This window comes from Mesorhizobium sp. CU3 (assembly GCF_006442965.1).
In the GTDB taxonomy this organism is placed as follows: Bacteria; Pseudomonadota; Alphaproteobacteria; order Rhizobiales; family Rhizobiaceae; genus Mesorhizobium.
In genome coordinates, this window is record NZ_VFWX01000010.1 from 165,316 (window position 1) to 191,809 (window position 26,494).

Here is a 26,494-nt window from a genome sequence, read left to right on the forward strand (position 1 = left end):
CCTGGAAAGAGAAACCGGGAGCCAGACAACCTGGCTCCCGGATCACGTTTCGATCAGCGGATCGGCGGGCCGTATTGCAGGCCGCCCTTGGTCCACAGCGCGTTGATGCCGCGCGCAATCTTGAGCGGGCTGCCCGAGCCGACATTGCGCTCGAACATTTCACCGTAATTGCCGACGGCCTTGACGATGTTGACCACAAAATCGTTCGACAGGCCGAGATCGGCGCCGTACTTGCCGTCCGGCTCGGTGCCGAGAAGGCGCTGGATGTTCGGGTCGGTCGAGGTCTTCATCTCGTCGACATTGGCCTGGGTGACGCCGGCTTCCTCGGCGTTGAGCAGCGCGAAATAGGTCCAGCGCGCGATGTGCGCCCACTGGTCGTCGCCCTGGCGCACGGCCGGGCCGAGCGGCTCCTTGGAGATGATCTCGGGTAGCACGACATGGTCGGCCGGCGAGGACAGCGTCAAGCGGATGCCGTAGAGGCCGGACTGGTCGGTGGTGTAGGCGTCGCAACGGCCGGAATCATAGGCGGCGTTGACCTCTTCGAGCTTCTCGAAGACGACGGGGTTGTACTCCATCTTGTTCTTCTTGAAGTAGTCGGCGAGGTTGAGCTCGGTCGTGGTGCCGCTCTGCACGCAGACGGCGGCGCCCGAAAGCTGCAGCGCCGAGTTCACGCCGGGCAGCTTCTTGGCGTTGATCATGAAGCCCTGGCCGTCATAGTAGGTGACGCCGACGAAATCGAGGCCAAGCGCGCTGTCGCGGTTGCTGGTCCAGGTGGTATTGCGCGACAGGATGTCGATCTCGCCCGACTGCAGCGCGGTGAAACGCTCCTTGGCGCTGAGGGGCGTGAACTTGACCTTGGAGCCGTCACCGAAGACGGCGGCCGCGACGGCGCGGCAGAAATCGGCGTCGATGCCCTTCCAGTCGCCCTTGTCGTCCGGCGCCGAGAAGCCGGCGAGACCGGTCGAGACGCCGCACTGGATGAAGCCCTTTTGCTTCACTGTATCGAGCGTGCCTGCCGAGGCGGCGGACGCCGTGAACCCGAGCGCGGCGGCGCCAAGGATGCCCAATGCAATGTGTTTCATGACCCACAGACCCTTTTCTGTTACAGGCGCCCCTACTCCCAGGCGACGCTTGATCTTTTTTCGCTTGTGAACGCAGCTCCCACTTAGGCCCACTCCCGGACCCGCATCGTCTGCCGATGCGCTGCCTCCCATTCACGAAACGCATCGAAGGCGATTATTCCCGTGAGGTCAAGGGAAATGACCGTTTGACGACAGGTTTGAAAAGCAATTGCCGTAAATGCCTGAATTGCGGACAAGAGCACCGTGAAATCGGCAGGCCGTGCAAACAAATCGGTCAGTTTCATCGATAGGAATCCACTATCTGCCGGCAAAATCCGCTTCGGCAATAGCGATGCTTTATTGGGCGAGCGCGCTGTTGGATTGGCCCAGCGAAAGGGCCGCTTTTGGCGGGCCTGCGGCGGTTGCGCGGCCCTTGCCGCCGCTCTATGCCTGCTCATCTCACATCATTTGACGGGCAACGAACCATGGCAAGAGACGGCATCGAAATGGGCACCAACACATTGCTTGCCCATTCCGGCAACAACCCGCGGGACTATTTCGGCTTCGTCAATCCGCCCGTCGTACACGCCTCGACCGTGCTCTACCCCGACGCCGCCTCGATGGCCGGGCGCAGCCAGAAATACACCTATGGCACGCGCGGCACGCCGACGATGGATGCGCTCACACTCGCCGTCGACGCGCTGGAAGGCTCGGCCGGCACGATCGCGGTGCCGTCGGGGCTGGCGGCAGTGACCGTGCCGCTGCTGGCCTTCCTCGGCGCCGGCGACCACATCCTGATCGTCGACAGCGTCTACCACCCGACACGCCATTTCGCCGACACGATGCTGAAGCGGCTCGGCATCACGGTCGAGTATTACGAGCCGCGCATCGGCGCCGGCATTTCCTCGCTGATCAAGCCCAACACCAAGGTCGTGTTCACCGAATCGCCGGGATCGAACACCTATGAGGTGCAGGACATTCCGGCGATCGCCAAGGCCGCGCACGCGGCGGGCGCCATTGTCATGATGGACAACACCTGGGCGACGCCGCTCTACTTCAAGCCGCTCGACCACGGCGTCGACATCTCGATCCACGCGGCGACGAAGTATCCAGCCGGCCATTCCGACGTGCTGCTCGGCACCGTCTCGGCCAACGAGGCCTGCTGGAAGCAGCTTTACGACGGCTTCTGCACGCTTGGCTGCTGTTCCGGCCCCGACGACATCTATCAGGTGCTGCGCGGCCTGCGCACGATGGGAGTGCGTCTGGAGCATCACCGCAAGAGCGCGCTGGAGATCGCGCGCTGGCTGGAGGGGCAGCCGGGGGTGGCGCAGGTGCTGCATCCGGCGCTCGAAAGCCATCCCGACCATGCGATCTGGAAGCGCGATTTCTGCGGCTCCAGCGGCGTGTTCTCGATCGTGCTCGACGGCGGCGGACAGAAGGCGCAACACGCTTTCCTGGACGCGCTGAAAATCTTCGGCCTTGGCTATTCCTGGGGCGGCTATGAGAGCCTCGCCGTGCCGGTCTTCCTCGGCGACCGCACGTTTGCCAAAGGTTCTTATGCCGGCCCGCTGGTGCGCCTGCAGATCGGGCTGGAGGATGTCGAGGATCTCAAGGCCGATATCGCGCGCGGCCTCGCGGCCGCCGCGGCAGTCGGGTGACAGGTCGATCGGCGGGGTGCCGGCGGCCAGCAGACAGGCATTGGCCGAAGCGTTAGCATAGCCTCGCAACTTACTCGGGAACCTTTTGCCGGCGGGCGCATCCAATAGGCGGATGTGATGCCTATGCGGGGAGATCGGGGCCGGATGAGAAAGCACGCTATTCAGGCCACCGGAATTGGCGCAGCCGAGGGCGGCGACATGGCGCTGGTGCGGCGCGCGCTGGCGCGCGATCCAGAGGCCTGCCGCGCCATCATCAAGACACACAATCAGCGGCTCTACCGCATCGCGCGCGGCGTGGTGCGCAACGACGCCGAGGCCGAGGACGTCGTGCAGGAGGCCTATATGCGCGCCTTCGCCAGCCTCGACGCCTTTCGCGGCGAGGCCTCGTTGTCCACCTGGCTGTCGCGCATCGTCATCAACGAGGCGCTCGGACGGCTTCGCAGGCGAAAGCGCATCGTGGCTATGGCGGAAAATCCGGAGGCGCAGATCATCCGCTTTCCCCTAAACCCAAACGGTGTGAATCCAGGCGACGATCCGGAGCGGACGATGGCGCAGCGGCAGATCCTGAAACTTGTCGAAAGGGCGACCGACAGCCTCCCCGATGTCTATCGCAGCGTTTTCGTCGCCCGGGTCATCGAGGGCCTGAGCATCGAGGAAACCGCCGACCTGCTCAGCGTACGGCCCGAAACGGTTAAAACGAGGCTGCACCGGGCGCGCACCCTGGTGCGCAAGGCGCTGGACGACGAGATCGGTCCGGTGCTGCTCGACGCCTTCCCCTTCGCCGGCCGGCGCTGCGAGCGGCTGACACAAGCCGTGATGAAGCGTCTGGGTTTCGAAGGCTGATTTTCCCGGGAACGTTTCGCCACGTCCAGCATCCAATCGGCGTCAACCCAGATGAAGCCCGAAGCCAATGCGCCGGGCGAAGGAGATGCCATGTTCATGCGACCGACCGCCGCCCTCGCCGCCCTTTTCCTGATCAGCGCCGCGCCGCTGGCGCAAGCCGCCGACAAGCCCACCGACCCGCAGATCGCCCATATCGCCTATACGGCCGGCTCGATCGACATCGAGGCGGCCAAGCTGGCGATCAAGAAATCGAAGAACAAGGAGATCGTCGCCTTCGCCAAGGATATGGAGCGCGACCATGAGGCCGTGAACAAGCAGGCGCTGGACCTGGTGAAGAAGCTGAAAGTCACGCCCGAGGACAATGACACCAGCAAGGCGCTGGCCAAGGCGGCCAAGGAAGAACGCGGCAAGCTGGCGAAGCTGAAGGGCGCCGATTTCGACAAGGCCTATATCGAAAACGAAGTCGCCTATCACAAGCAGGTCAACGGCGCGCTCGAAACCCTGCTCATCCCGTCGGCCAGCAATGCCGAACTGAAGAGCCTGTTGGAGACCGGCCTCAAGATCTTCCAAGGACATCAGCAGCATGCCGAACATGTCGCCGGCATGTTGAAATGAGGCCGCTGCTTCTCGCCTTGGCCATGGCCCTCATTGCGTCGCCGGCGCTCGCGGCGACGATCGAGGTGACGATCGACAAGCTGGTTTTCTCGCCAGCCAGCGTTCAGGCCAAGGTCGGCGATACGATCGAGTGGACGAACAAGGATGTCTTCGCCCACACCGCGACCGTGAAAGGCGGCTGGGAGGTGATGATCCCGGCAAAGTCGAAGGGCAAGGTCACGCTGAAGGCGGCTGGAGCGGTCGACTATTTCTGCCGCTTCCACCCCAACATGAAGGGCTATATCGAGGTGGTGCCTTAGCCTGTCGTCTCGCCCGGGGAGGTGCGGCGCGCCTCCCCGGAGCGATTCTACAAACGGCCCTAACGCCTTGGCGCGATTGGCAAAGTCGAGGCCGTTGACGGCATGCCATCGCTGTGGCGCCGCGCAATAATATTCTCTTCGGCTGCACTTAGGCGGATTGGTTTGGCTTCCCAATCCGCCTTAGCGGCTGCATTGCGGGTACCGCAATTTCTCCGTTTCGACAGGACCCGCCATGGCGTTGCGCCTCTTTGTCCCGATCCTTGCCGGCGCCACGCTGCGCGAGCGGCTGAGCGCCTGCATCGGCGCCGTGATCGGCATCGCGCTGACCGGCGTGATCAGCGGGCTGACGATGGGCAAGGGCCCGCAAGTGGCGATGCTGGTGGCGCCGGTGGGGGCGTCCGCAGTGTTGCTTTTTGCCGTGCCGTCGAGCCCGCTGGCGCAGCCCTGGTCGATCATCGGCGGCAACACGATTTCGGCGCTGGTCGGCGTCACCGTGGCGCGTTTCGTGCATGACCCGGTCATCGCCTCGGGCCTCGCGGTGGCGCTTGCGATCGCCGCCATGTCGTTCACGCGCTGCCTGCATCCGCCAGGCGGGGCCGCGGCGCTGACCGGCGTGATCGGCGGGCCGGCCGTCGCCGCCGCCGGTTTTCTGTTCCCCTTCGTACCGGTGGCGCTGAACTCCATCGTGCTGGTGGCGCTCGGTCTCATCTTCCACAGACTGTCGCGACGCAACTATCCGCATGTGCACCAGCCGGCAGCGGCCGGGCACGGCACCGCGGACCCGCCGCCGACGACGCGCGTCGGCTTCCGGCCCGAGGACATCGATGCCGCGCTTGCGGCGCTCGGCGAGACCTTCGACATCGACCGCGAGGATATCGAAAGGCTGCTGCGCCAGGTCGAGTTGCAGGCGATGGTGCGTTCGCAGCGCACACTGCTCAGCAGCGATATCATGTCGCGCGACGTGATCGCCGTGCCGCAGACGGCCAGCGTCGACGAAGCGCGCAAACTTCTGCTCGACCACAACATCCGCACCTTGCCGGTGCTGGATGCCAACGGCCGGCTTGCCGGTGCCGTCGGCCTGCGCGAGCTGACCCAAACCACCGGCACGGTGAACGGCGTGATGGCGAAGGCCGGCACGGCGGCGCCCGACACACCGGCGATGAGCCTGCTGCCGGTGCTGACCGACGGCCGCAGCCATGCCGTGGTGATCGTCGACGCGGAGCGGCACATCCTCGGCCTGATCACGCAGACCGATCTTCTAGCCGCGGCGGCGCGGCTGCAGCCGCCGCTGAAAGCCGTCGCATAGTAGGCGAGCCGGTCAGCCGGCCGCCCGGTCGAGCCGCCGCGAAGTTTGCCGTGCCTCCGCCGGCCGGGTGATGTGCGTCCACGAGCCGTCATAGCCTGGTTTTCGGCCTTCGACCCAGGCGCCCAGGCCCTCACGCAGATCGGCGGTCGGCGCCATTCGGGCGAACTGCTCGGCCTCGACCAATAGGCCCTCGGCGATGCTCAAGTTTATACCGCGCGTCACGGCGGTGAGGATGCTCGCCACGGCAAGAGGCGAATGGACGAGGATGCGGCGGGCGAGATCGAAGGCCGCCGGCATCAGCTCGGCATACGGCACGACGCGGTTGACGAGGCCGAGCTCTGCGGCGCGTGTGGCGGAGAACGTCTCGCCGGTCAACAACAGCTCCAGCGCGCGCTTGCGCCCGGCGAGCCTGGGCAGGCGCTGCGTGCCGCCGAAGGTCGGCGGCATGGCAAGTTTTATCTCGGGCTTGGCGAAGATGGCGCGGTCGCTGGCGATGGCCAGCGGCACCGCTTCGGTGATCTCGCAGCCGCCGCCAAAGGCAATTCCGTTGACGGCGGCGATGACCGGCTTGCGGAACGCTTCCAGCTTCGCGGTCAGCCTTTGGCCGCGCATGACGAAGTCGCGCAGCGCCGCGTCGGCGCCTTCGGCGACGCTCAGCGAAAACTCGTGGATGTCGGCGCCGGCGGAAAAGGCGCGCTCCCCTGCGCCCGTCAGGATGACGGCGCCGACCGCGCCGTCGGTCTCGATCTTGTCGAGGGTGACCAGCAGGCGGTCGATCAAAGCGTAGTTCAGCGCGTTGAGTTTTTCGGGGCGGTTGAGCGTCAGCACCGCGACGCGGTCGCGGATCTCGCAAAGCACGGGGTCGGTCATGGTTTTTCCTCTGCGTTCGGATCGCTGCAGGGGATCAGCTTCGCGGTTGTCTGTATATTCACTAGTCGGTATACTTAGCAGATGGATGAAGCCGTCAGCCCGACCCGCAAGCGCATCGTCGATGCGGCGACAAAACTCTTCTATGCCGAGGGCATCGGCCGGGTCAGTGTCGACGCGGTGGCCGAGAAGGCCGGACTGACCAAGCGCACGCTCTACTATCATTTCCGCAGCAAGGACGATCTGATCGCCGCCTATCTGGAGGGCCGCGACCAGCCCAACCTGAAGCAGATGGCTGGCTGGTTCGATGACGCCGAAGGCGGGCCGGACAGCAGGGTCGAAGCGATCTTCACCAACCTCGCGCGGGTCGCGCGCCATCCGCGCTGGAAAGGCTGCGGCTTTCTGCGCACGGCCGCCGAACTCGCCGCCATGCCCGGCCATCCGGCGGTCAAGGCCGGCGCGCGGCACAAAGCGCGCTTCGAGGCGTGGCTGGCGGAGGCCCTGTCAGGCCACGACGTCACCGAGGCCGGAACGCTGGCGCGCGAGATCGTGCTTCTGATGGATGGCGCGTTCTCGGTGATGCTGGTGCATCGCAACGCCGACTATATCGAGGCGGCGGGACGAGCGGCGACGACGTTGGTCAGGGTGCGGATGGCAGCGGCGGTTCCGCCGGCCGCTGGCCGGCCCGCGCGGCGGCGTCGGCGGATCGTCGCCCGGACGCCGTGATCCAAGGGCTGAGCGCTAGAGCTTGCTGAAGAAGCCGGACAGAATGTTCGGACCCGTTTCGCCGGGCCGCAGCCTGATCCCGTCCTCGAAGGAGTTGAGCGTGACGCAGCCGAAGCCGTTGTCCGCCAGCAGCGCCACCAGCGACTCGCGGTCGAAATGGTGCAGGTGCTCGTTGGGCAGACGCATGCGCCACGTCTGGAACCACGCGTCGCCATCGGCGCCGAGCTCACGCCAGCGGCAGTAAGGGACGGCAACGGCCAGGTGGCGGGCCTTCAGGCGGGCGAGGAAGCTCAGGTCCGGGATGTGCTCGAGCACGTCGAACATGGCCACCAGATCCCACGTGCCGGCCAGCGCCTCGTCCCAATCGACAAAGCGGACGCCCTTGGGCAACGGATATCTGGCGATGTCGCAGCCGGCGCAGTCGGCGACCCCGGTTATCTTCGCGGCCTCGACAAAGGTGCCGGTGCCATAGCCGATCTCCAGCACGGACCGGGGAACCTCGCCGGTGATGCCCAGCACCCAGCCAAGCCGCTGATAGCCGAGCTTGATGGTGCGGTCGCTCAGATCCTCGTAATAGGAGATATACTGCTTGTCGTATTTGATCGGCGAGAAGTCGATCTGGTGGATCACGCCGAAGCGGTCCACCTCGTAATTGTCCAACATCGGCGCGCGGCCCCCGGAATTCGCCATTCCTTACAGGACGGAGCTAAACGCAACGTAAGCGCCCCGCGGAGCGGCGCCCTGCTCTGCCGCGGAGTGTCTCAGGTTGTCGCTGGTTTAAGCCGCTGCTACCGGCGCATTCAACGCGGCGATGGCGGTTTGCAAAGCAACATCGCATTCGCGCTGATGGCTCCAGTGAACGCTTTGTGATGCGCGTTTGACGCGCTCCAAGGCTGCTGGCTCCAAGTGCACGTCCCATAAGCCCGATACGGCCGCCCTCGTCTTTGGAGCAATCCATGCCATAACGTTGTCTATGTCAGTACAATGGTCAAAAGCGTGCTCGTAGAAGGAAACTCCAGCAGCGTTCCAAAGCTGTTTGTTGGGGTGCCATAGGCTCCATTCGGCAAGTGCGTAGATTTTGGGAAGCTCGTCGCGATCTTCGACCGAATGGGCTCTGCGAACAGAAGAAAGTACCTCGGCGAAAAATGCAAAAATTGAACAACGCTCTGTACGATTTATGGATGCCGCAGAAAACTCGGCCGGCAACATCACCTGAGCCAAAGCTCTCCAGCGAGGCAGCCGGTCTAAAGTATGCGCTAACTGGTTGTTCTGCCGATCCATCTCCAAAGCATATATAGAAGTTCGTCGGCTGGTGCGACAGGCGAGCGGTGCCGGCTGAGAGCCGGTCAAAACTCAAACTGAGACACTACATGGCCGGCGAGAACCTTGACGGCGCCGGCCGTCGCAGCCTGTAATCGCGCAAGGCCCGGAGGAGAGCCGACACACATGGAAAAGATCATCCTGGACTGCGACCCCGGGCACGACGACGCCATCGCCATCCTGCTTGCGGCCGGCAATCCCAATATCGAGCTGCTCGGCGTCACCACGGTCTCGGGCAACCACAATGTCGAGAACACCACGCGCAACGCGCTTTCGGTCTGCACCGCCTACGGCATCAAGGTGCCGGTGGCGAAGGGCTCGCCCGGGCCGCTGATCATCGACCAGGTGCTGGCCGTCGAGATCCATGGCGAGACCGGGCTCGACGGCCCCGAACTGCCGCCCGCCTCCTTCGCGCTCGATAAGCGCCATGCCGTCGACTTCATCATCGACACGGTGATGGCGCATGAGCCGAAGACGGTTACGCTGGTGCCGGTCGGCCCCTACACCAACATCGCGCTCGCCGCGCGCAAGGAGCCGCGCATCATCGGCCGCGTGAAGAAGGTCGTCGCCATGGGCGGCGCCTATACGCGCGGCAACATTACGCCGGCGGCCGAGTTCAACGTGTATGGCGACCCGGAAGCCGCCGACGTGGTGTTCCGCGCCGACTGGGACGTGACCATGGTCGGGCTCGACCTGACCCACCAGGCACTGGCCACGCCGGAACTGCAGGACAGGGTGCGCGCCGTCGGCGGCCCGATCGCCAAATTCATCCTCGACATCTGGGCGTTCATCGCCACCACGCATGGCGGCCTGTTGCAGATCGCCTACCCGGCCGTCCACGACGCCTGCTGCGTGGCGGCGATGATCGACCCGACTGTCTTCACCACCGAGAAGGCCGACATCCGCGTCGAGATCGCGGGACGCTGGACCAAGGGCATGACCGTCTGCAATTTCGAAAAGATGGGCGGCATGCGCCATTTCGGCGGTACGGCGAGCGAGCAGATGAATTTTCGCCACGACGTGGCGATGACGCTCGACCACAAGAAGTTCTGCGATCTGATCGTGGACGCGCTTGAAAGGCTGACGAAGGCGTTGGGCTAGGCCGCGGGGTTTCAGTTCCCCGCGCCGGTCTCAACCAGTTGCGCAAGCCGACGCTCCATGTCGCGCCTGAGATTGTAGTCGGGGCGTCCGAACGATCTGTTGCGCTCGGCGATGAAGCGGCGCTGCTCCTCGCGCAGCCCCCGCGCCACTTTCCGGTCGGCCTTTGCCAGCGCGGCCTTGTAGACGTCGTCCATCCGCCGGTCGATGCGCGACAGGTCCGGATCGGAGCAGATCGCCTTTTCGACCGCGTTGTTCGCCGACTTGCACTTGAAGGTCGGCAGCAGCCGCTCGGCGCGCACCGACTGGCGGCGGTCGCGATCCTGGCGCAAGTTGGCCAGTTGCTCGGCGTCCGAACCCGCCTTTGGATCGATGCGCAGCGCCTGCTCGTAATCGGCGATGGCGCTGTCGGCATCGCCCTTCTGCTGCCAGGTCGCGGCGCGGTTGTGATAGGCCAGATAGAAGTTCGGATCGAGCGCGAGCGCGCGGTCGTAGTCGGTGATGGCGCGGTCCAGATCGCCCTTCAAATTGTAGGCGTTGGCGCGGTTGGTCAGGAAGTTTGCCTGCGGGCGCAGCCGGATCGCCTCGTTGTAGTCGGCGATGGCGCGGTCATAGTCCTTCTTGTCCTCATAGGACAGGCCCCGGTTGTCGAAATATTCCGGCTTGGTGGGATCGAGCCGGATTGCATCGCTCTCATCGGCGATGGCTTGATCGGTACGGCCCATCGCCTTGTAGGCCGCGCCGCGGTTGGTGAAGAAGCGGGCGTTCTTCGGATCGAGCCGGATCGCCTCGTCATAGTTCCTGATCGCCTCGTCATAACTCTGCTTGAAATAATAGGTGGCGCCACGATCCTGCCAGGCCTGGGCATATTTGGCATCCAGCCGGATCGCCTGGTTGTAGTCGGCGATGGCGCGATCATACTGCTTGTCGTTGCTGAACACGTTGCCGCGATTGGCGAAGGCCTGCGGATCGTTCGGATCGAGGCGTGCCGCCTCGTTGGCGTCGGCCAGAGCCTTGTCGAGATTGCCGCTGGTTCGATAGATGTTCGAGCGTTCGCGGTAGGCGCGCGCATTCTTCGGGTCGAGCGCGATGGCGCGGCTGAGATCGGCAAGCGCGAGTTGCATCTTGTCGACATTCCAATAGGTCGCGCCACGGCTGACCAGGGCCGCGACGAAATCCGGCGACCGGTCGTTCTTGCCGCCCTCGATCAGGGCGGTGCAGGCCGCGATGCGCTGCTGGGCGGAATAGGCGCTGTCATCGCTCGAAGCGCAGATGGCGGTGTCGGCCGCACCTTCGGCCTTCGCGTGGGGCATGGCGGCAAGCGCGAGTGGAGCAACGGCAAGCAGCAAGAGACGGCGCATGAAAACCTCCTTGGGCCAAGCCATCGCGGGCGCGGAAATGCCTGCCGTCATGGCTCGCATGACTTATGTCGCGGCACTGCAACCAAAGGTTCAACAATCGCGAATGATAAACGTTTGCGTAGGCGTGCTTCAAGACAACGACGATTGCTCTCCTGGTTCGAGGTTAATTGAATTCGCGGCGGCGGCGGCCTATACGTCGCCCATGGAAACCCTAGCCAGCGCCCAAAAACAGATAGCTCCGCTATCCGTCCGCCAGCCTCCCGCCCGACGGGCAGCACCATTCCTGCCGATGAGCCGCGCCGAGATGACGGCGCTCGGCTGGGACGAATGCGACATCGTGCTGGTCACGGGCGATGCCTATGTCGATCACCCGAGCTTCGGCATGGCGATCATCGGGCGCCTGCTCGAATCCCAGGGTTTTCGGGTCGGCATCATTTCGCAGCCCGACTGGCAGTCGGCTGAGCCGTTCAAGGCGCTGGGCAGGCCAAGACTGTTCTTCGGCGTCACCGGCGGCAACCTCGATTCCATGGTCAACCGCTACACCTCGGACCGCAAGCTTCGCCATGACGACGCCTATACGGCGGGCGGCGAAGGCGGCAAGCGGCCGGACCGCTGCACGATCGTCTATACGCAGCGCTGCCGCGAGGCCTACAAGGACGTGCCGATCGTGCTGGGCGGCATCGAGGCCTCGCTGCGCCGCATCGCCCATTACGACTACTGGTCCGACAAGGTGCGCCGCTCGATCCTGGCCGACGCCAAAGCCGACCTGTTGATCTACGGCAATGCCGAGCGCGCCGTCGTCGAGGTGGCGAACCGGCTGGCCGCCGGCGACACGCCGCGTGAACTCGATAGCATCCGGGGCGTCGGCCTGTTCCGCCGCGTGCCCGAGAACTTCACGGAACTCCATGCCGACGATCTCGATTCTTCAGACGAGGGCGCGACCCGCAAGCCCGGCGACACGGTGATCCGGCTGCCCTCCTTCGAGCAGGTCGAGGGCGATCGCGACGCCTATGCGCGCGCCTCGCGCGTGCTGCACCGCGAGGCCAACCCAGGCAATGCCCGCCCGCTCGTCCAGCGCCATGGCGACCGCGACCTGTGGCTGAACCCGCCGCCCATCCCGCTGACTTCCGAGGAGATGGACGCCGTCTACGACCTGCCCTATGCGCGCGCGCCGCATCCGTCCTATGGCGATGCGAAAATCCCCGCATGGGACATGATCAAGTTCTCGGTGACGGTGATGCGCGGCTGCTTCGGCGGCTGCACCTTCTGCTCGATCACCGAGCATGAAGGCCGCATCATCCAGAACCGCTCCGAGGGCTCGATCCTGCGCGAGATCGAGAAGATCCGCGACAAGACGCCGGGCTTCACCGGCGTGATCTCCGACATCGGCGGGCCGACCGCCAACATGTACCGGATGGCCTGCAAGGACCCCAAGATCGAGGCGGCCTGCCGCCTGCCGTCCTGCGTGTTTCCCGACATCTGCCCCAATCTCAACACCTCGCATGACGACCTTATCCGGCTCTACCGCAAGGTGCGCGAGGTCAAGGGCGTCAAGAAGGTGATGGTCGCCTCCGGCGTGCGTTACGACCTGGCCGTCAAGAGCCCCGAATATGTCAAGGAACTGGTGACCCACCATGTCGGCGGCTATCTGAAGATCGCGCCCGAGCACACCGAGCGCGGGCCGCTCGACAAGATGATGAAGCCCGGCATCGGCACCTATGACCGCTTCAAGGAGATGTTCGACGCAGCCGCCAAGGAAGCCGGCAAGAAATACTATCTCATTCCGTATTTCATCGCCGCCCATCCCGGCACGACCGACGAGGACATGCTGCAGCTGGCCATCTGGCTGAAGAAGAACCGCTACCGCGCCGACCAGGTGCAGACCTTCCTGCCCTCGCCCATGGCGACCGCGACGGCCATGTACCATACCGGCGTCAACACGCTGAAGGGCGTGCGGCGCGGCGCGACCGACAAGGTCGAGACCGTGCGCGGCGGCCGGCAGCGCCGGCTGCACAAGGCGTTCCTGCGCTACCACGACCCCGACAATTGGCCGCTGCTGCGCGAAGCCTTGAAGGAGATGGGGCGCGCCGACCTTATCGGTCCTCGCCCCGACCAGCTGGTGCCCGCCCACCAGCCGCCCGGAACCGGCAAGGCCGCCGGCACGAAGCGCCCCATGCGCCCGATCGGCAGAGGGCAGAGCTTCACCACCAAGGGCGTGCCCTTCCCAAAGAAGTTCAGCCGCTAGGGACCGGTGGTCTGTCTGTAGTGCTCCGCCAGCATAGCTGATCTGCCAGGTGGCGATCCGAGCCACCAGCAGATCCGCTTTCGCCGGCAGCTTGGCGCCTCATGTCGGGCGTCCAAGTGAACTTTGCCGCCGCCTCAAAGCGGATGTCGTGAGACGCGCCCGAAGCCGTGCCCGTAAGCTGAGATTGGCAACCCTATTCCGCGATCCAGTTGCAAGCTGTAGCCTGCGTCCCGTCACCACGAACTTTGAAAGGGAGGAGCAGCGATGCCGAAATATCTCGTCCAGGGTTCTTACACAGATCAGGGTCTCAAGGGCTTGCTGAATGAGGGCGGTTCGAAACGGCGAATGATGGTCGAAAAGCTCGCCGAGGAGATCGGCGGCAAACTCGACGTGTTCTATTTCGCCTTCGGCAGCGATGACTTCGTTATCATTCTCGACCTGCCGAGCAACATTGACATGGCTGCGACCGCCATTGTCGCTCAGGCCAGCGGCATGGTGAAGTCTCGGGTCACGGTGCTCATGGATCCGAAGGATGTGGACCAAGCCGTTCAAAGGAAGATCGACTTCCGCCCACCATCGTAGGCTTAAATTAGGACGCGAGCGCGCCTTCTCGCTGCATGACGGCGGCAAAGAAGCCGTCAGTATCATGGCGCGCGGGTGTCAGCGACAGATGGTCGGGATGGGCTGAAGTGGTCAGTTGCGGCGCGGCCTCGCGCAGCGGCACGGCGCGAAAAGCGGGATGCGCCGCCAGGAAAGCGGCCACCTGGTCCTCATTCTCCTCGGACATCAAGGAGCATGTCGCGTAGACCAGCCGTCCGCCGGGCTTCACCAGGCGCGCAGCGCTCGCCAGGATGCGGGCCTGCAGCGATACGAGATTGTCCAGCCCCTTTTCCTCCGGCGCGCGCCAGCGCGCATCGGGATTGCGCCGCCACGTGCCGGTGCCGCTGCATGGCGCGTCGACCAGCACGCGATCGAACCCGCCCTTGTGGCGCTTGATCCAGCGGTCCGTTTCGCTGGCCAGAAGCCGCGTCTCGATATTGTGCAGCCCTGCCCGCCGAAACCGCTCGGCGCCGCGCTTCAGACGGCCTTCCATGACGTCGCAGGCGACGACATGGCCCTTGTTGTTCATCTGCGTGGCGATGGCCAGTGTCTTGCCGCCGGCGCCGGCGCAGAAATCGACGACGCGCTCGCCCGGCCTGGCGTCTACCAGCATGGCGACAAGCTGCGAGCCCTCGTCCTGGATCTCGACTTCGCCATTCTTCAGCATCGGCAGGCCCGCCAGCGAGGGGCGCTCCTGCACGCGGATGCCGCAAGGCGCGAGCGCCGACGGCTCAGCCCGCAAGCCGAGATCCTTCAGCGCGGAAAGCATGGCCTCGCGGGTCGACTTGAGCGGATTGACGCGCAGGTCAAGCGGCGCCGGCGTCAGCAGCGCGGCCATCTCCCGGCCGAATGCTTCCTTGAAGCGGCGCCGCAGCGGATCGGCCGCCCAGGACGGGCATTCAAGGCGCACGTCCTGCGGCATGCCGGGATGGTCGATCGTGCCGTCCTGCAATTTGACCAGCAGCGCGCGCTCGCGATCCGTCAGCATGGCCGGCGCGAATTTCGCGCCATTGAACAGGCGCTCGACCTGATCGAGCGTCCTACCTTCCTTAAGCGTGAGCCACGCGAGCAGCCGGTTGCGAGGCACATCCTCGCGCCCATGCCTGGCCAGCCACCAGCCAAGCCGCGCATGATGCCGCAGAAGCGCATAGAGCAGCTCCAGGATCTGCCCACGGTCCCCGTCGCCGATATAGCGCCGGGTGCGAAACCAGGCCGAGACGACAGCATCCGCGGGACGCGCGACGCTGTCGACTTCATGCATGAGTTCAATTGTGGCTTGCAGGCGAGCGGCGGCGTTCACGGGACGAGGAGCTGGCTGAAAAAACGCCTATATAGGCGAGACAGGCGCTCCTGACCATTGGTTGCGGGTGTCGGTTCAGCGGCACTACACCGCCGACGGCAATGCCACCCGCAAAAACAGCAAAGCTGATCGCGATAGGCAACTCGAGGCGGATTGAAGCCCGGTTCCGCCAGCGGTGGTGCCTAGCTCTATGTTGCCTTCACGATTCTGGGCTTGGCCGGTCGGCGGGGCTGGCTCGCGCTCTCGATAGTCAAGGCCAATCGCTTCTCATCCTCGATGGCGCGATCGACCGCCTCGATCTGCTCCTGGAGCAACTGCAGCTGGGCTCCATAGCTGGAGCCATCGCTGTCCCCGATCTGGAAACCGCTGGCTCGCATTGCGTCACGCGTATGGTGGACGTTGCGGACGCCTTCGCGTCGGGTCGCGACCAGAATTTCCCTGAACTCTCCAAGACGTTCAACATGGCTACGGGTCATCGCTTGCTCCTATTTCGCCATCGCCGACGGCGCTTCAAAACGGCCGCGAAACGCTACAGGAGATACTCTCGACAAAGCATGAGTTCGAAAGATCAAATTTGAATGGCTTGGGGGATGGTGCGGATCGCCTATGCCGCCGTCTACGCGGCAATGATCGACCCCACGGTGTTCACTGAGGGGGCGACACCCGCGTGGAGACCGCCGCCTGCTGGACCAAGGGAATGGTAGTCCGCAATTTCTAAAAAGTTGGGCGGCAACCACGGCGAGCCACGTTAAGCGGCGTCAACCTGTTCAACCTTTGATACCTTGATCATTTCGCGGGCCCATTTCCTGGCAACGGTCAACCCTTGCTTATAGTCGTCTGCAGCCATGGAAAGTGACTCCGGTGAGGTCGCCCGCTCTAGGTCATCGCCCGACCAGTCGTCGGACAATCGCTTGCTGATCGCGTAGCACGTTACCTTTCCGACGCGAAAAGCCGCGGAGCGACGCGCTGCTCGAAGTGCTTCAGTTCGCACGACCTCGGGCTCACCAGTACCTGTCAACTCCAGTTCGAGTTCAGCCGCCATTCGCTCTATGATTGGGTATAGTCCATTCACAAACAGCGTTTGCGACTCGCTGTAGTACAAGCCGGCGCGCCCCTTCATACCCTTATCGGAAATCTCGTCTGGATCGATCAGAATGGTTATTGTCGGCACGCGTTCTAGAGTTTGCATTGCTTTCGACGGTTTCGAGCCTGCCGGCGCTTTTCGAACCTTCGCCGATGAAGCCCGAACACCACTGGTATTTGATTGACGTTCGCTGCGATCGAGTTCGATCTCGGCTTCAACATCCAGATCAATGTCAGCAGGTTCCGTTAACGCGGAACTCGTCCAGCAACCGTTGAAGATCAGTCTGGAGGTCGTCGAGATTATCGTCGGATTCCGGCGATTCAGATCGAATAACGTCTTTCACCCACTGCGGCATCAGTTCGCGAACATAGTCCATGAAATCGTCAGCAGTTAAAGTCGCGCGGTCCTTGGGCCACAGTAGGCCATCGCGATATTGGTTAGGAAGCGCCATAGTGTCGGGAATCTCAATCTCGACAGTGAGCACCTTGGACCCAAAAGGTATGCCAAATTTCGGTGCGGCGGCCGACCACGCTTTGCTTGTTTTTATGTCGTACCGCTCGCCCTTGTGCACGACAGCACAGAAGGTAGTCGAAGACGTTGCCGGGTTTGCTCGAGCACTCAAGGAATGGCTCGAAAGTGGGTGCTTTGGGTCGTGAATATAGTGAATGGTCAGCCCAGAATCCTGCTCTTTTACGCGCTCCGCATTCGGCAATTTGTCCAAGATATCGGCGAGCGGTCTCAGTTGTCGGTACTTTCCTGTCTCGTCTTTGCCGCCTCCTTTGGTCATCGCCACGTCGATACGAACTTCGACGCCTTCGGAAAAATTGGCAAAGCGCCGAAAAATTGCGCTCGGCACATAACTTCGATCAACGGATTTTCCTTTGCCCATCGGTTCCGCAACCGTGTCGTGGTCTTCGCTTTCCCCAAACAGGATGACCTCAGTCCAGTCCTGCAGTGTACCTCTTCCTTCCGCGACTGCCGCCGCTGTCACGTCGTATACAGTTTGGTAGCTTCCATTCGGCAACAACACAGGAAAACGCACATAGGTACCCTCGCCTTCGTCGTAACCAATCGTGACTTCGGAGACCGCACCGTTTTTGCATGAGCGATACCGGATGCCTGACTTTGACATCGTCAATCCGGAAACCTTTGCCCCAATCCCGAAATTGGCGTCGAGGGCCATATCTTTGCCGATGGAGGAAGATAGGTCTGTCGCCTTTTTTAATTCCGCCCCATCCATTCCAGGGCCAGTGTTCCAGAAGGCGAGCTTACGAACGCCGTCGAACTCGACCGGATAAATCTCGATGCGACGGCTACCCGCTGGCGCCAGCGCTGCGCTTTCGTCGGCATTCTTGAAGAATTCGCGAATGAGGGTGCTAACCGGCGCCTGTTCTATTAGCCGATTGATAAGGAAGCGCTTGTCATTGATATTGAGCGGCTCGGCCTTCAAAGCGCTACCCTTTCAGCTTGAACTTGTTAAAAGTCTCACCTGTCGTAGAGCTGAACTTTCGCTCTATTTCTCCGGTCGCTTCACGCAATGCTTTCACAATCGCCTTCACATCGGTGTCTGTGTATTCGTATGCACGGCTATTTGAAAGATTGCCGATTTTTCTGATTGCGTCCAGCGCGAGCTGTGTCCGACCTTCGGCAAGCCTGACGAAATTCTCCCGCCGCTCATTCTTTGATGCCATGACGATTCCGCGAATTTCCTTTCGCTAGCAGATAGGCGAACGAATGATATTCGTCAAACATATTTCAATGAATTTCACCAAAATATTCAGAGAACTGTCAAAGGTGCGTTTTAAGCGAGAGTGTGCGGTCGCCACCATGGATTCATGGACAAATGGCCACACTGCCAATCTCAGCAAAGTCGAAAGTACACCCTCCATGCTCCGCCAGCCCTTGACGAAAATCGGCGCGCCTGTTTGAGACACGGGGACATCCGCTCCCCGGGAAAATCACCAACCGATGGCCAACCTGTGAAGCGCCTCTTCCGACCGCTAGCCGCCCTCCTCCTCGCCTCCACCCTCACCGGCTGCACAACCGTCTCCTATTACGCGCAGTCGATCGAGGGCCATGTCGAGATCATGGCGGCGCGCAGGAATGTCGGGGGGCTGATCCGCGATCCTTCGACGCCGAAGGCGTTGCGCGCCAAGCTGACGTCGGCTGCCGCCATACGCCGCTTTGCCACGGATGAGCTCTCGCTGCCCGACAACTCCAGCTACCGCGCTTACGTCGACATCGGCCGGGACAATGTGACCTATGCCGTCTTTGCCGCGCCGCGCTTCTCGCTGGCGCCGGTGACATGGTGCTTTCCGGTGTTCGGCTGCGTGCCTTACCGGGGTTATTTTTCGCCGAAATCCGCGGCTGAAAGTGCAGCCGGCCTGCAGCGGCAGGGGCTCGACGTCTACATCTCGGGCGTCACCGCCTATTCGACGCTGGGCTGGTTCAGCGACCCGCTGCTCTCGACCATGCTGCGCCAGGACGACAGCTATATCGCCAGCCTCATCTTCCATGAGCTGGCGCATCAGAAGGTCTATGTGAACAACGATTCCGCCTTCAACGAGGCTTTCGCGGTTTCGGTCGAGACCAGCGGCGTGCGCAAATGGCTGCGCGCCACAGGCAACCGTGCCGGATTGCGCCGCTATGATACGAACCGCCGGCGCAGCGCCGATTTTCTCAAGCTGATCGCGCAGACGCGCGACGAGTTGAGGCAGGTGTATGGCAGCCCGCGCACGCCGCAGATGATGGCGGCCGCCAAGGCGGCCACGATCGAGACGCTGCGGGCGCGCTACCGGCATTTGCGCGATACGCGCTGGGGCGGATATCGCGGATATGACGCCTGGTTCGCCGCCCCGATCAACAATGCAAAGCTTGCCGCGACTTCCGTCTATGGTGAGCAGGTGCCGGCGTTTCTGCGCCTGCTCAATTTGTGCGGCGGCGATTATCCGAGGTTCTATGCTGCGGTTCGACGGATCGGGGGTTTGCCGGCAGCTTCGCGGGTGCAGGCGCTGAAGGCGGCGGCGACGTGTGATTGACGCTGGCGAGCGAGGCGGCCGGCCGCAAGTATGGTTGAGCGATGCCGGCTGGGGCAGCCAATCGCATAGGGCGCTCCCCCTCTCCGTCTCGGCTTCGCCGAGCCACCTCTCCCCCACCTTCGGCGGGGGCGAGGAACCCAGGATTGCGAAGGTCGCGGCCCTCGGCGATTAGCGTTGTCCAGCCGATAGATGGGTAACACTTTGAACCGGATAGATGGGTAACACTTCTCCCCCTATGTATTATCCGCCGCAGCGCCGAGACGGAGCGGGGGCAGCGCTGCCCAATGCAATTGACCTCGGCAGCCAAGCGACGCGCGCCGTAGCCCAAAAAGCAAAATAGGGCCCCTTGTGGGGCCTTTTGCAACACCATCCGGGCCGTGTGAGGCGCCAGGTCCGGCGCGCGGCTCTACTTGTCCGAAAACGTCACCGTCACGCCGCGCTGGCGGAAATAGGCCTGCATCAGCTTGCGGCCCTGGCGGTTGCCCTGCACCAGCTTGGCCGGCTCGAACACCGCCTCTTTGACCCCTTCGCGGGCCATCGCCGCCTTGAGCGTCGCGATATGGGCATCGAGGTCGGCATTGTCGGCCTTGATCGAGGCATAGATGCTCTCGATCGCCTGGGCCACGGTCGTTTCGCTCACTTTGTGTCGTCCTTCGGTTGGTTCAAGCGGCGCGCTTAACACAAAATCGCAGCTTCGCAATACCGATGAGAGCGTCGCAGCGCGGCAGCGACCCGCCCGAAACGAAAAAAGGCCCCCGTGCGGGGGCCTTTGCAACGTCTTCGATTGTAGAGCCCTGCCCTACTTCCCGGCCAACGCCTTCGCGTTCTCCGCCGTGATCGCGGTGGTGTCCACCGTCACCGTGGCGTCCACCGAGGTCGCGCAGTCGAGCAGGATTTTCTTCGACATCTCGATCGCTTCCTTGGCGCCGGTCGGATAGGTGAAGGTCGCGGCCCAGTCGCCCTTGGCGACGGCCTCGATGCCGCCGGCCGGGCCCGGCAGGCCGTCGGTGCCGATGATCTTGACGTCCTTGCCGGCGCCCTTGGCGGCAAGCAGCGCGCCCGCGGCCATCATGTCGTTCGAGGCATAGAGCACCTTGATGTCAGGATGCGCCTGCAGCATGGCGGCAAAGGCGGTCTGGGCTTTATCCGGAACCCAGTCGGCGGCCTGCTCGGCGACGATCTGGATCTTCGAGTTCGCCTTCACGCCTTCCTTGAAGCCGTTGAGGCGCTCCACCGCCGGCGTCGAGCTCGGCAGGCCTTCCAGCACCGCGGCCTCGCCGCCATCGGGCAGCAGCTTTTCGGCGGTGAACTTGCCGGCGGCCTCGGCGATCTTGAAATTGTCGCCGCCGATGAAGGCGGTGTAGTCCTTGCCGGGGTCGCCGACCGTCTTGCGGTCGAGCTCGATGACCGGAATGCCGGCATCCATGGCGCGTTTCACCGCCGGCGTCAGCGGGGCGGCTTCGAAGGGCGAGATCAGCAATATGTCGACCTTCTGGGTGATGAAATTGTCGACCTGCGAGGTCTGCGTGTTGACGTTGCCGGCGCCGTCGGCGATCTGCAACGTGAAGCCCGGCACTTCCTTGGCCGCCGCGGTCAGCTCGTCATTGACGTGCTGGCGATATGGTTCGGCGTTGTTGGCCTGCGAAAAGCCGATGACGAACTGGCCGTCCTTGGCGCAGGCCTTGACCAGCGGCTCGGCCGCATAGGCGCTGCCGGCGATGCAGACGCCCGCGCCTGCCATCAGCGCGGCCCGAAGGACGCGCGATCCTGTCTTGGTTCTCATACTACTCTCCTCCTTGTCCGGCGGGGGTGCCGGAGCGTGGTTACAGTCTCTTCCCGGTGCCGCCGGCCTCCTATCGTCCCAAACCCTCGCGGCGGCGAACGAGGGATTGAAGCACTGCCGCCAGAACGATGATCGCGGCGGTCGCGAGCAACTGCGTGGCGGGGGTGATGTTGTTGAGCTGAAGGATGTTGGCCAAAGCGCCGAGCATGATGGTGCCGGCCACGGTGCCGACCATCGAGCCGGCGCCGCCGAACAGGCTGGTGCCGCCGATGACGACGGCGGCGATAGCCGTCAGCTCATAGCCCATGCCGTCATTGGCGCTGCCGAAGTTGAACTGGCCGGCATGGACGATGCCGGCAAGTGCGGAGGCAAAGCCGGTGATGGCGTAGACCGAGATCTTCACCATCGACACCGGCACGCCGGAAATGCGCGCGGCGCGCTCGTTGCCGCCGACGGCATAGACGTAGCGGCCGAAGCGCGTGGTGTTGAGCACGATGGTGGCGATGGCCGCGAAGATGATGAAGACGATGGTCGCCACCGGCACGGTGTTGTCGAACAGACGCTCGCCGAGCACCGCGAAGACCGGCGGCGCCAGGCCCGGGCCGTCGCCGTAGGAGATGTTGATGTACTGGTTGCCGGAGACGATGAGCGCCAGGCCGCGCGCCGCCTGCAGGCCGGCCAGCGTGACGATGAAGGGCTCCAGCCTGAAGCGCGTCGATATGGTGCCCTGGACGACGCCGAAGACGATGCCCATGACGAGCACGGCGAGGATGGTCGGGATCAGGCCGAAGCCGCCGGAGATCATCATCGAGGCGGTGACGACGCTGGACAGGCCGAGCACCGCGCCGACCGAAAGATCGATGCCGGCGGTGATGATGACGAAGGTCATGCCGATGGCGATGATGCCGGTCTCCGACACGGCGCGCACGATGTTGGCGATGTTGTCGGGGTTGAGGAACAGAATCTCGCCATGGCGTCGGGGCGAGAAGATGACGCCACCGATGGCCACCAGCACCAGGCCGATCAGGCTCTGGAAGCGCACCACGATCGCCAGCGGGTCGACGCGGCGCTTGGGCGCCGAAGGCACCACCGGATTGGCCGCTACCTCGATCTTCTCTCCCGACAATCAGGCCTCCCTGCCATTGGCCGCGGCAAGCACGGTGTGCTCGTCGACGCCGCCCAAGAATTCCGCCACATTGCGCCCCTGGCGCAGCACCACGATACGGTCGCAAAGCCCGATCAGCTCCGGCATCTCGCTGGAAGCGACCAGAATGCCCAGTCCTTGCGCGGCGAGTGCCCTGAGCCGCGCGTAGATCTCGCCCTTGGCACCGACATCGACGCCACGCGTCGGCTCGTCGAGCAAAAGCAGGCGCGGGTTGCCGAGGATTTCCTTGGCCAGCACCACCTTCTGCTGGTTGCCGCCCGACAGGGCGCCGACCGATATGTCCGGGTTCTTCGGGCGGATGTCGAACTGGCCGAAGGATTGCTTCACCGCCTCGGCCTGGCGGCGCGGCGACATCAGGCCGGCCGGCGAGATGCGGCGGATCACCGACATCACCAGGTTGAGGCCGACGGCCATGCGAAGCATCAGGCCGCTGCCGCGGCGGTCGTCGGTGACGAAGGCGATGCCGGCCTTGCGCGCGGCGTGGATGGAGTGGAGTTTCACCGGCCTGCCGTCGACCGCGACCTCGCCCTGCCAGCGGCCGGCAAGGCCGGTGCCGTAGAGTGCCGAAAGCAGTTCGGTGCGCCCTGCGCCCATGATGCCGGCCAGGCCGACGATCTCGCCTTGCCTGACCTCGAGCGAGATATCGTCCGGCGCCTGCCAGCCGGCGCTCTGGCTGGCCAGCTTGAAGCTGGCATGCTTCAGGCTGAGCAAGGTCTTGCCGGCGCTTTTCGAGCGTTGCGGATAAAGCTCGTCCAGCGGGCGGCCGACCAGCAGACGCACCAGTTCGGCCTGTGGCGCATGCGGCTCGGTAACGCCGGCGACGCGGCCGTCGCGCATCACCGTCACGCGGTCGGCGATTTCGGGCACTTCCTCCAGCCGATGCGAAATATAGACGATGCCGACGCCGGTGGCGGCGAGCTTGCGCATGATGTCGAACAGGCGCTCGACCTCGCCGACGGTGAGTGCTGCCGTCGGCTCGTCCATGATCAGCACGCGCGACGCATAGGACAGCGCCTTGACGATCGCCACCACCTGGCGCTGGCCGATGGAGAGGTCGGCGACGAGGCGCGCCGGATCGATGGCAAGCTCGATCGCTTCCAGCCGCTTCCTTGCCTCGCGGCGCATCGCCGGCACGTCGAGCAAGCCGCCCGGCCGCATCAGCTCGCGGCCGAGGAACAGGTTCGCCGCGACGTCGAGCGAGGGCACCAGGTCGAGTTCCTGGAAGATGGTGGCGATGCCGGCGGCTTGCGCCTCGCGCGGGTTGCTGAAGGTGACCTTGTTGCCGTCGATGCGGATCTCGCCCTCGTCCGGCGCGTGGACGCCCGACAAAAGGTTCATCAGAGTCGACTTGCCGGCGCCGTTCTCGCCGAGCAGCGCGTGAATCTCGCCGGCCTTGAGATCGAAGTCGACGCCGCGCAGCGCCTGCACGCCGCCGAAATGTTTTACCGCACCAGTGACGGAAAGCAGCGGCGCGCTCATCTCGACCTCGCCGGGGCTGGAGTCGCGCAGGACTCCCGCGCCTGCAACTTCGCCTGCAGCCGTACGGCGCGCGGTGCCGCATGGCTGGAGGCGATGCGTTCCGAAAGCAGCGCCGCCGCCTGGCGGCCGATCTCGGTGCAAGGCTGCTCGACCAGGGTCAGGCGCGGCTCGAAACAGTCGGCCCATTCGAAATCGTCGAAGCCGACGATCGACAGATCGCCGGGGATGGAAAGCCCTTTCTCGCGGATGGCACGGACTGCTCCGATGGTCGTCATGTTGTTGCCGGTGACCAATGCGGTGGGCGGCTCGGGCAGCGACAAGATCGCATGCGTCGATGCCGTGGCGCTCGCCGTGTCGACGTTCTCGGCCGAGACATAGCGCGGCAAGCATTCAAGTCCATTGGCGGCGAGCGAAGCGCGAAAAGCCTCGATGCGCTCGCGGGTGGTGGCCAGCCCCGGCTGGCCGGCAATGTAGCCGATACGCTTGTGGCCGAAGGAAGCGACATGGTCGATCAAGGCATGCATCGCGGTCTCGTTCTCGACGCCGATCTGGTCGAAACGGTCGTCGGCGAAGCGGTCGATCAGGACGCAAGGCAGCTTCTTGTCGGCGAGATAGTCGATGGCGCGCTGCGGCGAGCCGGACGGCGCCAGGATGACGCCGTCGACGCGGCGCTGATGGAAGGCGCGCACCACCTGCAGCTCGCGGTCCGGGTCTTCCTGGGTGTCGGAAAGGAAGACCATCAGGCCGAGCCGGGCGCATTCGGCCTCGACGGCGCAGATGATGTCGGTGAAATAGGGATTGGAGATCGCCGAGATGGCCAGCCCGACGCTGTTGGTGGAAGCGACCTTCAGCGATCGCGCCAGCTCGTTGGGCTGGTAGCCCATGGCGGCGATGGCGTCGTTGATGAGCTGCGCCTTCTCGGGCGAGACGAAGCGCGTGCGGTTGACGACATGCGATACCGTCGAAATCGAGACGCCGGCGCGGCGCGCGACCTCAGCCATTGTCGGCATGACGGCTCATCCAGAGTGCCGGCAAGCGCTCCTCCCTTCGATCGCGTTTCCCATTCCGCTCTGTGGCGGATTTTCATAAACCATAGAGTCATCGAAACGTTTGCGCAATCGCTTCGATGACGAGGTGCAGAAGATTTTCTCTTCTGTGGAAATCAAGACGTCAGGAGGTGAAGGCGAGCCAGGCCGTGCCGGCGACCAGCGTCAGCAGCGTCAGCGGCAGGCCGACCTTGAAGAAGGCGGTGAAGGACAATTCCTTGCCGGCCGCCTTCGCCTGCTCGGCGACGATCAGGTTGGCGACGGAGCCGAGCAGCGTGAAATTGCCGGCGAGCGTCGAAGACATCGCCACGACCAGCCAGGCGCGCTCGGGGTTTTCCAGACCCGGGATGAAAGGCCTCAACGCCAGCACGGCCGGTACGTTGCTCATGATGTTGGACAGCACAGCGGTGAAGCCCGACAGACGCCAAACATCGTCGAGGCCGATGGTCTTCGCCCAGGCGATCATGTCTGGGGTAAGCAGCGTCTTTTCGGCTCCTGCGACCACCACGAACAGGCCGGCGAACATGAAGAGCAGCGGGCCGTCGATCTCGCGGTAGATGCGCTGCGGCTTGATCGCGCGGGTGACGAGCAGGAAAGCGCCGGCGATCAGCGCCGCCTTGGCGACAGGTACGCCGGCGAAGAAGGCGATTGCCAGCGCGACGCAGACGATGGTGGCTTTAAGCACCTGGCCGGGCAGCATGCGGCCTCGATAGACTTCCGGGCTGAGCTCGGCGGCGCGCGAGAATTCGGCGCGGTAGACGATGCGGATGATGACGATAACCGCCAAAAGGCCGAACAGCGCCACCGGTGCCAACGCCAGCGTGAAGGCAGGATAGGAAATGCCCGACAGCGCGCCGATCACCATGTTTTGCGGATTGCCGGTGATGGTGGCGACGCTGCCGCAGTTGGAAGCGGTGCAGACGGCGATGAGGTAAGGCACCGGGTTGCGGTTGATGACGCGGGTGACGTGGACGACGATCGGCGCCATCACCAAGCAGATCGCGTCATTGACCAGGAAGGCCGAGAGCACGCCGGTGAGCAGCGTCACCATGACGAGCAGCATCAAGGGCGCGTGCGCATGCTCGATGGCGTAGCCGCCGAGCGCCCTGAAGGCGCCCGAGACCTTCAGATGCGCAACCACGATCATCATGCCGAGCAACAGCGTTATGGTGTCGAAATTGATCGCCTTGTAGGCGTCCTCGATGCCGATGGCGCCGATGGCGATCATCGCGGCGCCGCCAAGCAGCGCGATACCGGCGCGATCGAGCCTGAGACCAGGGATGCGACCGACGGCGACGCCGGCATAGGTCAGCACGAGGATGATGAGCGCGCCCGCGCTGGTCCATGTCATGGAGGAGAGATTCCCGTTGCCCTGCCCCGGCCCGAAAGCTGCCGGCGCTTCGCCGCATCACATTTAGCAAGGGCGGCGCAAAGGGGAAGCGCCGAAGCGGCCGAAACTTAGCTCGCGCGCTCTCGCGGCTTTCATATTCAAAATTCCTAATGTAAAGAATGCTGAAACATATGTGACCGATAATCCAGTCGGCGTTGGGGACGAAACGGATGAGCACGGTCGTTAATGCGGAGCATTGTGTCTCGCAAA

The 26,494-nt window shown here is 63.8% G+C and carries 27 protein-coding genes; 10 read left to right on the plus strand and 17 right to left on the minus strand.

Annotated elements, in window-relative coordinates; all coding sequences use genetic code 11:
- Positions 1 to 53 precede the first annotated feature (53 nt).
- Together FJ988_RS17170 and FJ988_RS17175 are read right to left on the minus strand one after the other, a co-directional pair.
- A complete protein-coding gene (locus tag FJ988_RS17170; protein WP_140819526.1) occupies positions 54 to 1,082 on the minus strand; it encodes an amino acid ABC transporter substrate-binding protein in 1,029 nt (342 codons plus the stop codon).
- An 83-nt stretch (positions 1,083 to 1,165) separates the two neighbouring features.
- Entirely contained in the window at positions 1,166 to 1,366 is a 201-nt protein-coding gene (locus FJ988_RS17175) for a hypothetical protein (protein WP_140819527.1), read from the minus strand.
- 180 nt (positions 1,367 to 1,546) lie between these two features.
- Between FJ988_RS17175 and FJ988_RS17180 the strand changes: the two genes are divergently transcribed.
- The 5 genes from FJ988_RS17180 to FJ988_RS17200 all read left to right on the plus strand — a co-directional run bounded on the left by FJ988_RS17180 (position 1,547) and on the right by FJ988_RS17200 (position 5,782).
- Positions 1,547 to 2,719, plus strand: a complete 1,173-nt coding sequence (locus FJ988_RS17180) for a cystathionine beta-lyase (RefSeq protein ID WP_140819528.1) — start codon at positions 1,547 to 1,549, stop codon at positions 2,717 to 2,719.
- Positions 2,720 to 2,863: 144 nt separating this feature from the next.
- Positions 2,864 to 3,562 (plus strand): RNA polymerase sigma factor, encoded by a 699-nt coding sequence (locus FJ988_RS17185; RefSeq protein ID WP_140819529.1) that lies wholly within the window; start codon positions 2,864 to 2,866, stop codon positions 3,560 to 3,562.
- A 90-nt stretch (positions 3,563 to 3,652) separates the two neighbouring features.
- Positions 3,653 to 4,177 carry a DUF4142 domain-containing protein gene (locus FJ988_RS17190; protein WP_140819530.1) on the plus strand — a complete coding sequence of 175 codons (525 nt, stop codon included), beginning with the start codon at positions 3,653 to 3,655 and terminating at the stop codon, positions 4,175 to 4,177.
- Positions 4,174 to 4,476, plus strand: a complete 303-nt coding sequence (locus FJ988_RS17195; RefSeq protein ID WP_140819531.1) for a cupredoxin family copper-binding protein — start codon at positions 4,174 to 4,176, stop codon at positions 4,474 to 4,476. The genes FJ988_RS17190 and FJ988_RS17195 overlap by 4 nt, the downstream gene beginning before the upstream one ends.
- A gap of 232 nt (positions 4,477 to 4,708) precedes the next feature.
- On the plus strand, positions 4,709 to 5,782 hold the full coding sequence (locus tag FJ988_RS17200) for an HPP family protein (RefSeq protein ID WP_140819532.1): 1,074 nt from the start codon (positions 4,709 to 4,711) through the stop codon (positions 5,780 to 5,782).
- Between the two features lie 12 nt (positions 5,783 to 5,794).
- Here the strand turns inward: FJ988_RS17200 and FJ988_RS17205 are convergent, their stop codons facing one another.
- Positions 5,795 to 6,652, minus strand: coding sequence for a crotonase/enoyl-CoA hydratase family protein (locus FJ988_RS17205; protein WP_140819533.1), 858 nt, complete (start codon positions 6,650 to 6,652; stop codon positions 5,795 to 5,797).
- 81 nt (positions 6,653 to 6,733) lie between these two features.
- Here FJ988_RS17205 and FJ988_RS17210 point away from each other — a divergent pair, with 81 nt between their 5' ends.
- Entirely contained in the window at positions 6,734 to 7,375 is a 642-nt protein-coding gene (locus FJ988_RS17210; protein WP_140819534.1) for a TetR/AcrR family transcriptional regulator, read from the plus strand.
- A 15-nt stretch (positions 7,376 to 7,390) separates the two neighbouring features.
- Here FJ988_RS17210 and FJ988_RS17215 read toward each other — a convergent pair whose 3' ends face one another.
- Together FJ988_RS17215 and FJ988_RS17220 are read right to left on the minus strand one after the other, a co-directional pair.
- The gene (locus FJ988_RS17215; RefSeq protein WP_140819535.1) at positions 7,391 to 8,038 is read right to left on the minus strand and encodes a class I SAM-dependent methyltransferase; all 648 of its coding nucleotides are present in this window, start codon (positions 8,036 to 8,038) and stop codon (positions 7,391 to 7,393) included.
- 114 nt (positions 8,039 to 8,152) lie between these two features.
- The gene (locus FJ988_RS17220) at positions 8,153 to 8,656 is read right to left on the minus strand and encodes a hypothetical protein (protein ID WP_140819536.1); all 504 of its coding nucleotides are present in this window, start codon (positions 8,654 to 8,656) and stop codon (positions 8,153 to 8,155) included.
- A gap of 165 nt (positions 8,657 to 8,821) precedes the next feature.
- Between FJ988_RS17220 and FJ988_RS17225 the strand changes: the two genes are divergently transcribed.
- Positions 8,822 to 9,796 (plus strand): nucleoside hydrolase, encoded by a 975-nt coding sequence (locus FJ988_RS17225; RefSeq protein WP_140819537.1) that lies wholly within the window; start codon positions 8,822 to 8,824, stop codon positions 9,794 to 9,796.
- A gap of 11 nt (positions 9,797 to 9,807) precedes the next feature.
- On the opposite strand, the gene FJ988_RS17230 is transcribed toward FJ988_RS17225, so the two are convergent.
- Positions 9,808 to 11,154, minus strand: coding sequence for a tetratricopeptide repeat protein (locus FJ988_RS17230; RefSeq protein ID WP_181183564.1), 1,347 nt, complete (start codon positions 11,152 to 11,154; stop codon positions 9,808 to 9,810).
- A gap of 202 nt (positions 11,155 to 11,356) precedes the next feature.
- Here FJ988_RS17230 and FJ988_RS17235 point away from each other — a divergent pair, with 202 nt between their 5' ends.
- Together FJ988_RS17235 and FJ988_RS17240 are read left to right on the plus strand one after the other, a co-directional pair.
- Positions 11,357 to 13,399, plus strand: a complete 2,043-nt coding sequence (locus FJ988_RS17235; protein WP_140819539.1) for a YgiQ family radical SAM protein — start codon at positions 11,357 to 11,359, stop codon at positions 13,397 to 13,399.
- Positions 13,400 to 13,663: 264 nt separating this feature from the next.
- Positions 13,664 to 13,981, plus strand: coding sequence for a GYD domain-containing protein (locus FJ988_RS17240; RefSeq protein WP_140819540.1), 318 nt, complete (start codon positions 13,664 to 13,666; stop codon positions 13,979 to 13,981).
- 7 nt (positions 13,982 to 13,988) lie between these two features.
- Here FJ988_RS17240 and FJ988_RS17245 read toward each other — a convergent pair whose 3' ends face one another.
- The 5 genes from FJ988_RS17245 to FJ988_RS17260 all read right to left on the minus strand — a co-directional run bounded on the left by FJ988_RS17245 (position 13,989) and on the right by FJ988_RS17260 (position 18,074).
- On the minus strand, positions 13,989 to 15,260 hold the full coding sequence (locus tag FJ988_RS17245) for an RsmB/NOP family class I SAM-dependent RNA methyltransferase (protein ID WP_210242768.1): 1,272 nt from the start codon (positions 15,258 to 15,260) through the stop codon (positions 13,989 to 13,991).
- Positions 15,261 to 15,487: 227 nt separating this feature from the next.
- A complete protein-coding gene (locus tag FJ988_RS17250; protein WP_140819542.1) occupies positions 15,488 to 15,775 on the minus strand; it encodes a hypothetical protein in 288 nt (95 codons plus the stop codon).
- A 272-nt stretch (positions 15,776 to 16,047) separates the two neighbouring features.
- A complete protein-coding gene (locus tag FJ988_RS31030; protein ID WP_210242769.1) occupies positions 16,048 to 16,488 on the minus strand; it encodes a hypothetical protein in 441 nt (146 codons plus the stop codon).
- A 127-nt stretch (positions 16,489 to 16,615) separates the two neighbouring features.
- Positions 16,616 to 17,833, minus strand: a complete 1,218-nt coding sequence (locus FJ988_RS17255) for a hypothetical protein (RefSeq protein WP_210242770.1) — start codon at positions 17,831 to 17,833, stop codon at positions 16,616 to 16,618.
- Between the two features lie 4 nt (positions 17,834 to 17,837).
- Entirely contained in the window at positions 17,838 to 18,074 is a 237-nt protein-coding gene (locus tag FJ988_RS17260) for a hypothetical protein (protein WP_140819543.1), read from the minus strand.
- A gap of 288 nt (positions 18,075 to 18,362) precedes the next feature.
- Here FJ988_RS17260 and FJ988_RS17265 point away from each other — a divergent pair, with 288 nt between their 5' ends.
- Positions 18,363 to 19,421: an aminopeptidase gene (locus tag FJ988_RS17265; RefSeq protein ID WP_246688576.1), complete on the plus strand. Its 1,059-nt coding sequence runs from the start codon at positions 18,363 to 18,365 to the stop codon at positions 19,419 to 19,421.
- Positions 19,422 to 19,827: 406 nt separating this feature from the next.
- Here FJ988_RS17265 and FJ988_RS17270 read toward each other — a convergent pair whose 3' ends face one another.
- The 6 genes from FJ988_RS17270 to FJ988_RS17295 all read right to left on the minus strand — a co-directional run bounded on the left by FJ988_RS17270 (position 19,828) and on the right by FJ988_RS17295 (position 26,245).
- The gene (locus FJ988_RS17270; RefSeq protein ID WP_140819545.1) at positions 19,828 to 20,061 is read right to left on the minus strand and encodes a hypothetical protein; all 234 of its coding nucleotides are present in this window, start codon (positions 20,059 to 20,061) and stop codon (positions 19,828 to 19,830) included.
- Between the two features lie 159 nt (positions 20,062 to 20,220).
- On the minus strand, positions 20,221 to 21,204 hold the full coding sequence (locus FJ988_RS17275; RefSeq protein ID WP_140819546.1) for a substrate-binding domain-containing protein: 984 nt from the start codon (positions 21,202 to 21,204) through the stop codon (positions 20,221 to 20,223).
- 70 nt (positions 21,205 to 21,274) lie between these two features.
- Positions 21,275 to 22,330, minus strand: a complete 1,056-nt coding sequence (locus FJ988_RS17280) for an ABC transporter permease (RefSeq protein ID WP_140819547.1) — start codon at positions 22,328 to 22,330, stop codon at positions 21,275 to 21,277.
- Entirely contained in the window at positions 22,331 to 23,848 is a 1,518-nt protein-coding gene (locus FJ988_RS17285) for a sugar ABC transporter ATP-binding protein (protein ID WP_140819548.1), read from the minus strand. It abuts the gene before it with no gap.
- Positions 23,845 to 24,858, minus strand: a complete 1,014-nt coding sequence (locus FJ988_RS17290; protein ID WP_140819549.1) for a LacI family DNA-binding transcriptional regulator — start codon at positions 24,856 to 24,858, stop codon at positions 23,845 to 23,847. The genes FJ988_RS17285 and FJ988_RS17290 overlap by 4 nt, the downstream gene beginning before the upstream one ends.
- Positions 24,859 to 25,018: 160 nt before the next feature.
- The gene (locus tag FJ988_RS17295) at positions 25,019 to 26,245 is read right to left on the minus strand and encodes an anion transporter (protein ID WP_140819550.1); all 1,227 of its coding nucleotides are present in this window, start codon (positions 26,243 to 26,245) and stop codon (positions 25,019 to 25,021) included.
- Positions 26,246 to 26,494: the final 249 nt, after the last annotated feature.

Coding starts and splice junctions, on each gene's coding strand:
- FJ988_RS31030 (WP_210242769.1), bottom strand. CDS start 16,488: ATGCAAACTCTAGAACGCGTGCCGACAATAACCATTCTGATCGATCCA.
- FJ988_RS17285 (WP_140819548.1), bottom strand. CDS start 23,848: ATGAGCGCGCCGCTGCTTTCCGTCACTGGTGCGGTAAAACATTTCGGC.
- FJ988_RS17250 (WP_140819542.1), bottom strand. CDS start 15,775: ATGACCCGTAGCCATGTTGAACGTCTTGGAGAGTTCAGGGAAATTCTG.
- FJ988_RS17175 (WP_140819527.1), bottom strand. CDS start 1,366: ATGAAACTGACCGATTTGTTTGCACGGCCTGCCGATTTCACGGTGCTC.
- FJ988_RS17205 (WP_140819533.1), bottom strand. CDS start 6,652: ATGACCGACCCCGTGCTTTGCGAGATCCGCGACCGCGTCGCGGTGCTG.
- FJ988_RS17170 (WP_140819526.1), bottom strand. CDS start 1,082: ATGAAACACATTGCATTGGGCATCCTTGGCGCCGCCGCGCTCGGGTTC.
- FJ988_RS17180 (WP_140819528.1), top strand. CDS start 1,547: ATGGCAAGAGACGGCATCGAAATGGGCACCAACACATTGCTTGCCCAT.
- FJ988_RS17190 (WP_140819530.1), top strand. CDS start 3,653: ATGTTCATGCGACCGACCGCCGCCCTCGCCGCCCTTTTCCTGATCAGC.
- FJ988_RS17260 (WP_140819543.1), bottom strand. CDS start 18,074: ATGGCATCAAAGAATGAGCGGCGGGAGAATTTCGTCAGGCTTGCCGAA.
- FJ988_RS17210 (WP_140819534.1), top strand. CDS start 6,734: ATGGATGAAGCCGTCAGCCCGACCCGCAAGCGCATCGTCGATGCGGCG.
- FJ988_RS17195 (WP_140819531.1), top strand. CDS start 4,174: ATGAGGCCGCTGCTTCTCGCCTTGGCCATGGCCCTCATTGCGTCGCCG.
- FJ988_RS17290 (WP_140819549.1), bottom strand. CDS start 24,858: ATGCCGACAATGGCTGAGGTCGCGCGCCGCGCCGGCGTCTCGATTTCG.
- FJ988_RS17240 (WP_140819540.1), top strand. CDS start 13,664: ATGCCGAAATATCTCGTCCAGGGTTCTTACACAGATCAGGGTCTCAAG.
- FJ988_RS17220 (WP_140819536.1), bottom strand. CDS start 8,656: ATGGATCGGCAGAACAACCAGTTAGCGCATACTTTAGACCGGCTGCCT.
- FJ988_RS17230 (WP_181183564.1), bottom strand. CDS start 11,154: ATGCGCCGTCTCTTGCTGCTTGCCGTTGCTCCACTCGCGCTTGCCGCC.
- FJ988_RS17235 (WP_140819539.1), top strand. CDS start 11,357: ATGGAAACCCTAGCCAGCGCCCAAAAACAGATAGCTCCGCTATCCGTC.
- FJ988_RS17295 (WP_140819550.1), bottom strand. CDS start 26,245: ATGACATGGACCAGCGCGGGCGCGCTCATCATCCTCGTGCTGACCTAT.
- FJ988_RS17245 (WP_210242768.1), bottom strand. CDS start 15,260: ATGCATGAAGTCGACAGCGTCGCGCGTCCCGCGGATGCTGTCGTCTCG.
- FJ988_RS17275 (WP_140819546.1), bottom strand. CDS start 21,204: ATGAGAACCAAGACAGGATCGCGCGTCCTTCGGGCCGCGCTGATGGCA.
- FJ988_RS17225 (WP_140819537.1), top strand. CDS start 8,822: ATGGAAAAGATCATCCTGGACTGCGACCCCGGGCACGACGACGCCATC.
- FJ988_RS17215 (WP_140819535.1), bottom strand. CDS start 8,038: ATGTTGGACAATTACGAGGTGGACCGCTTCGGCGTGATCCACCAGATC.
- FJ988_RS17200 (WP_140819532.1), top strand. CDS start 4,709: ATGGCGTTGCGCCTCTTTGTCCCGATCCTTGCCGGCGCCACGCTGCGC.
- FJ988_RS17185 (WP_140819529.1), top strand. CDS start 2,864: ATGAGAAAGCACGCTATTCAGGCCACCGGAATTGGCGCAGCCGAGGGC.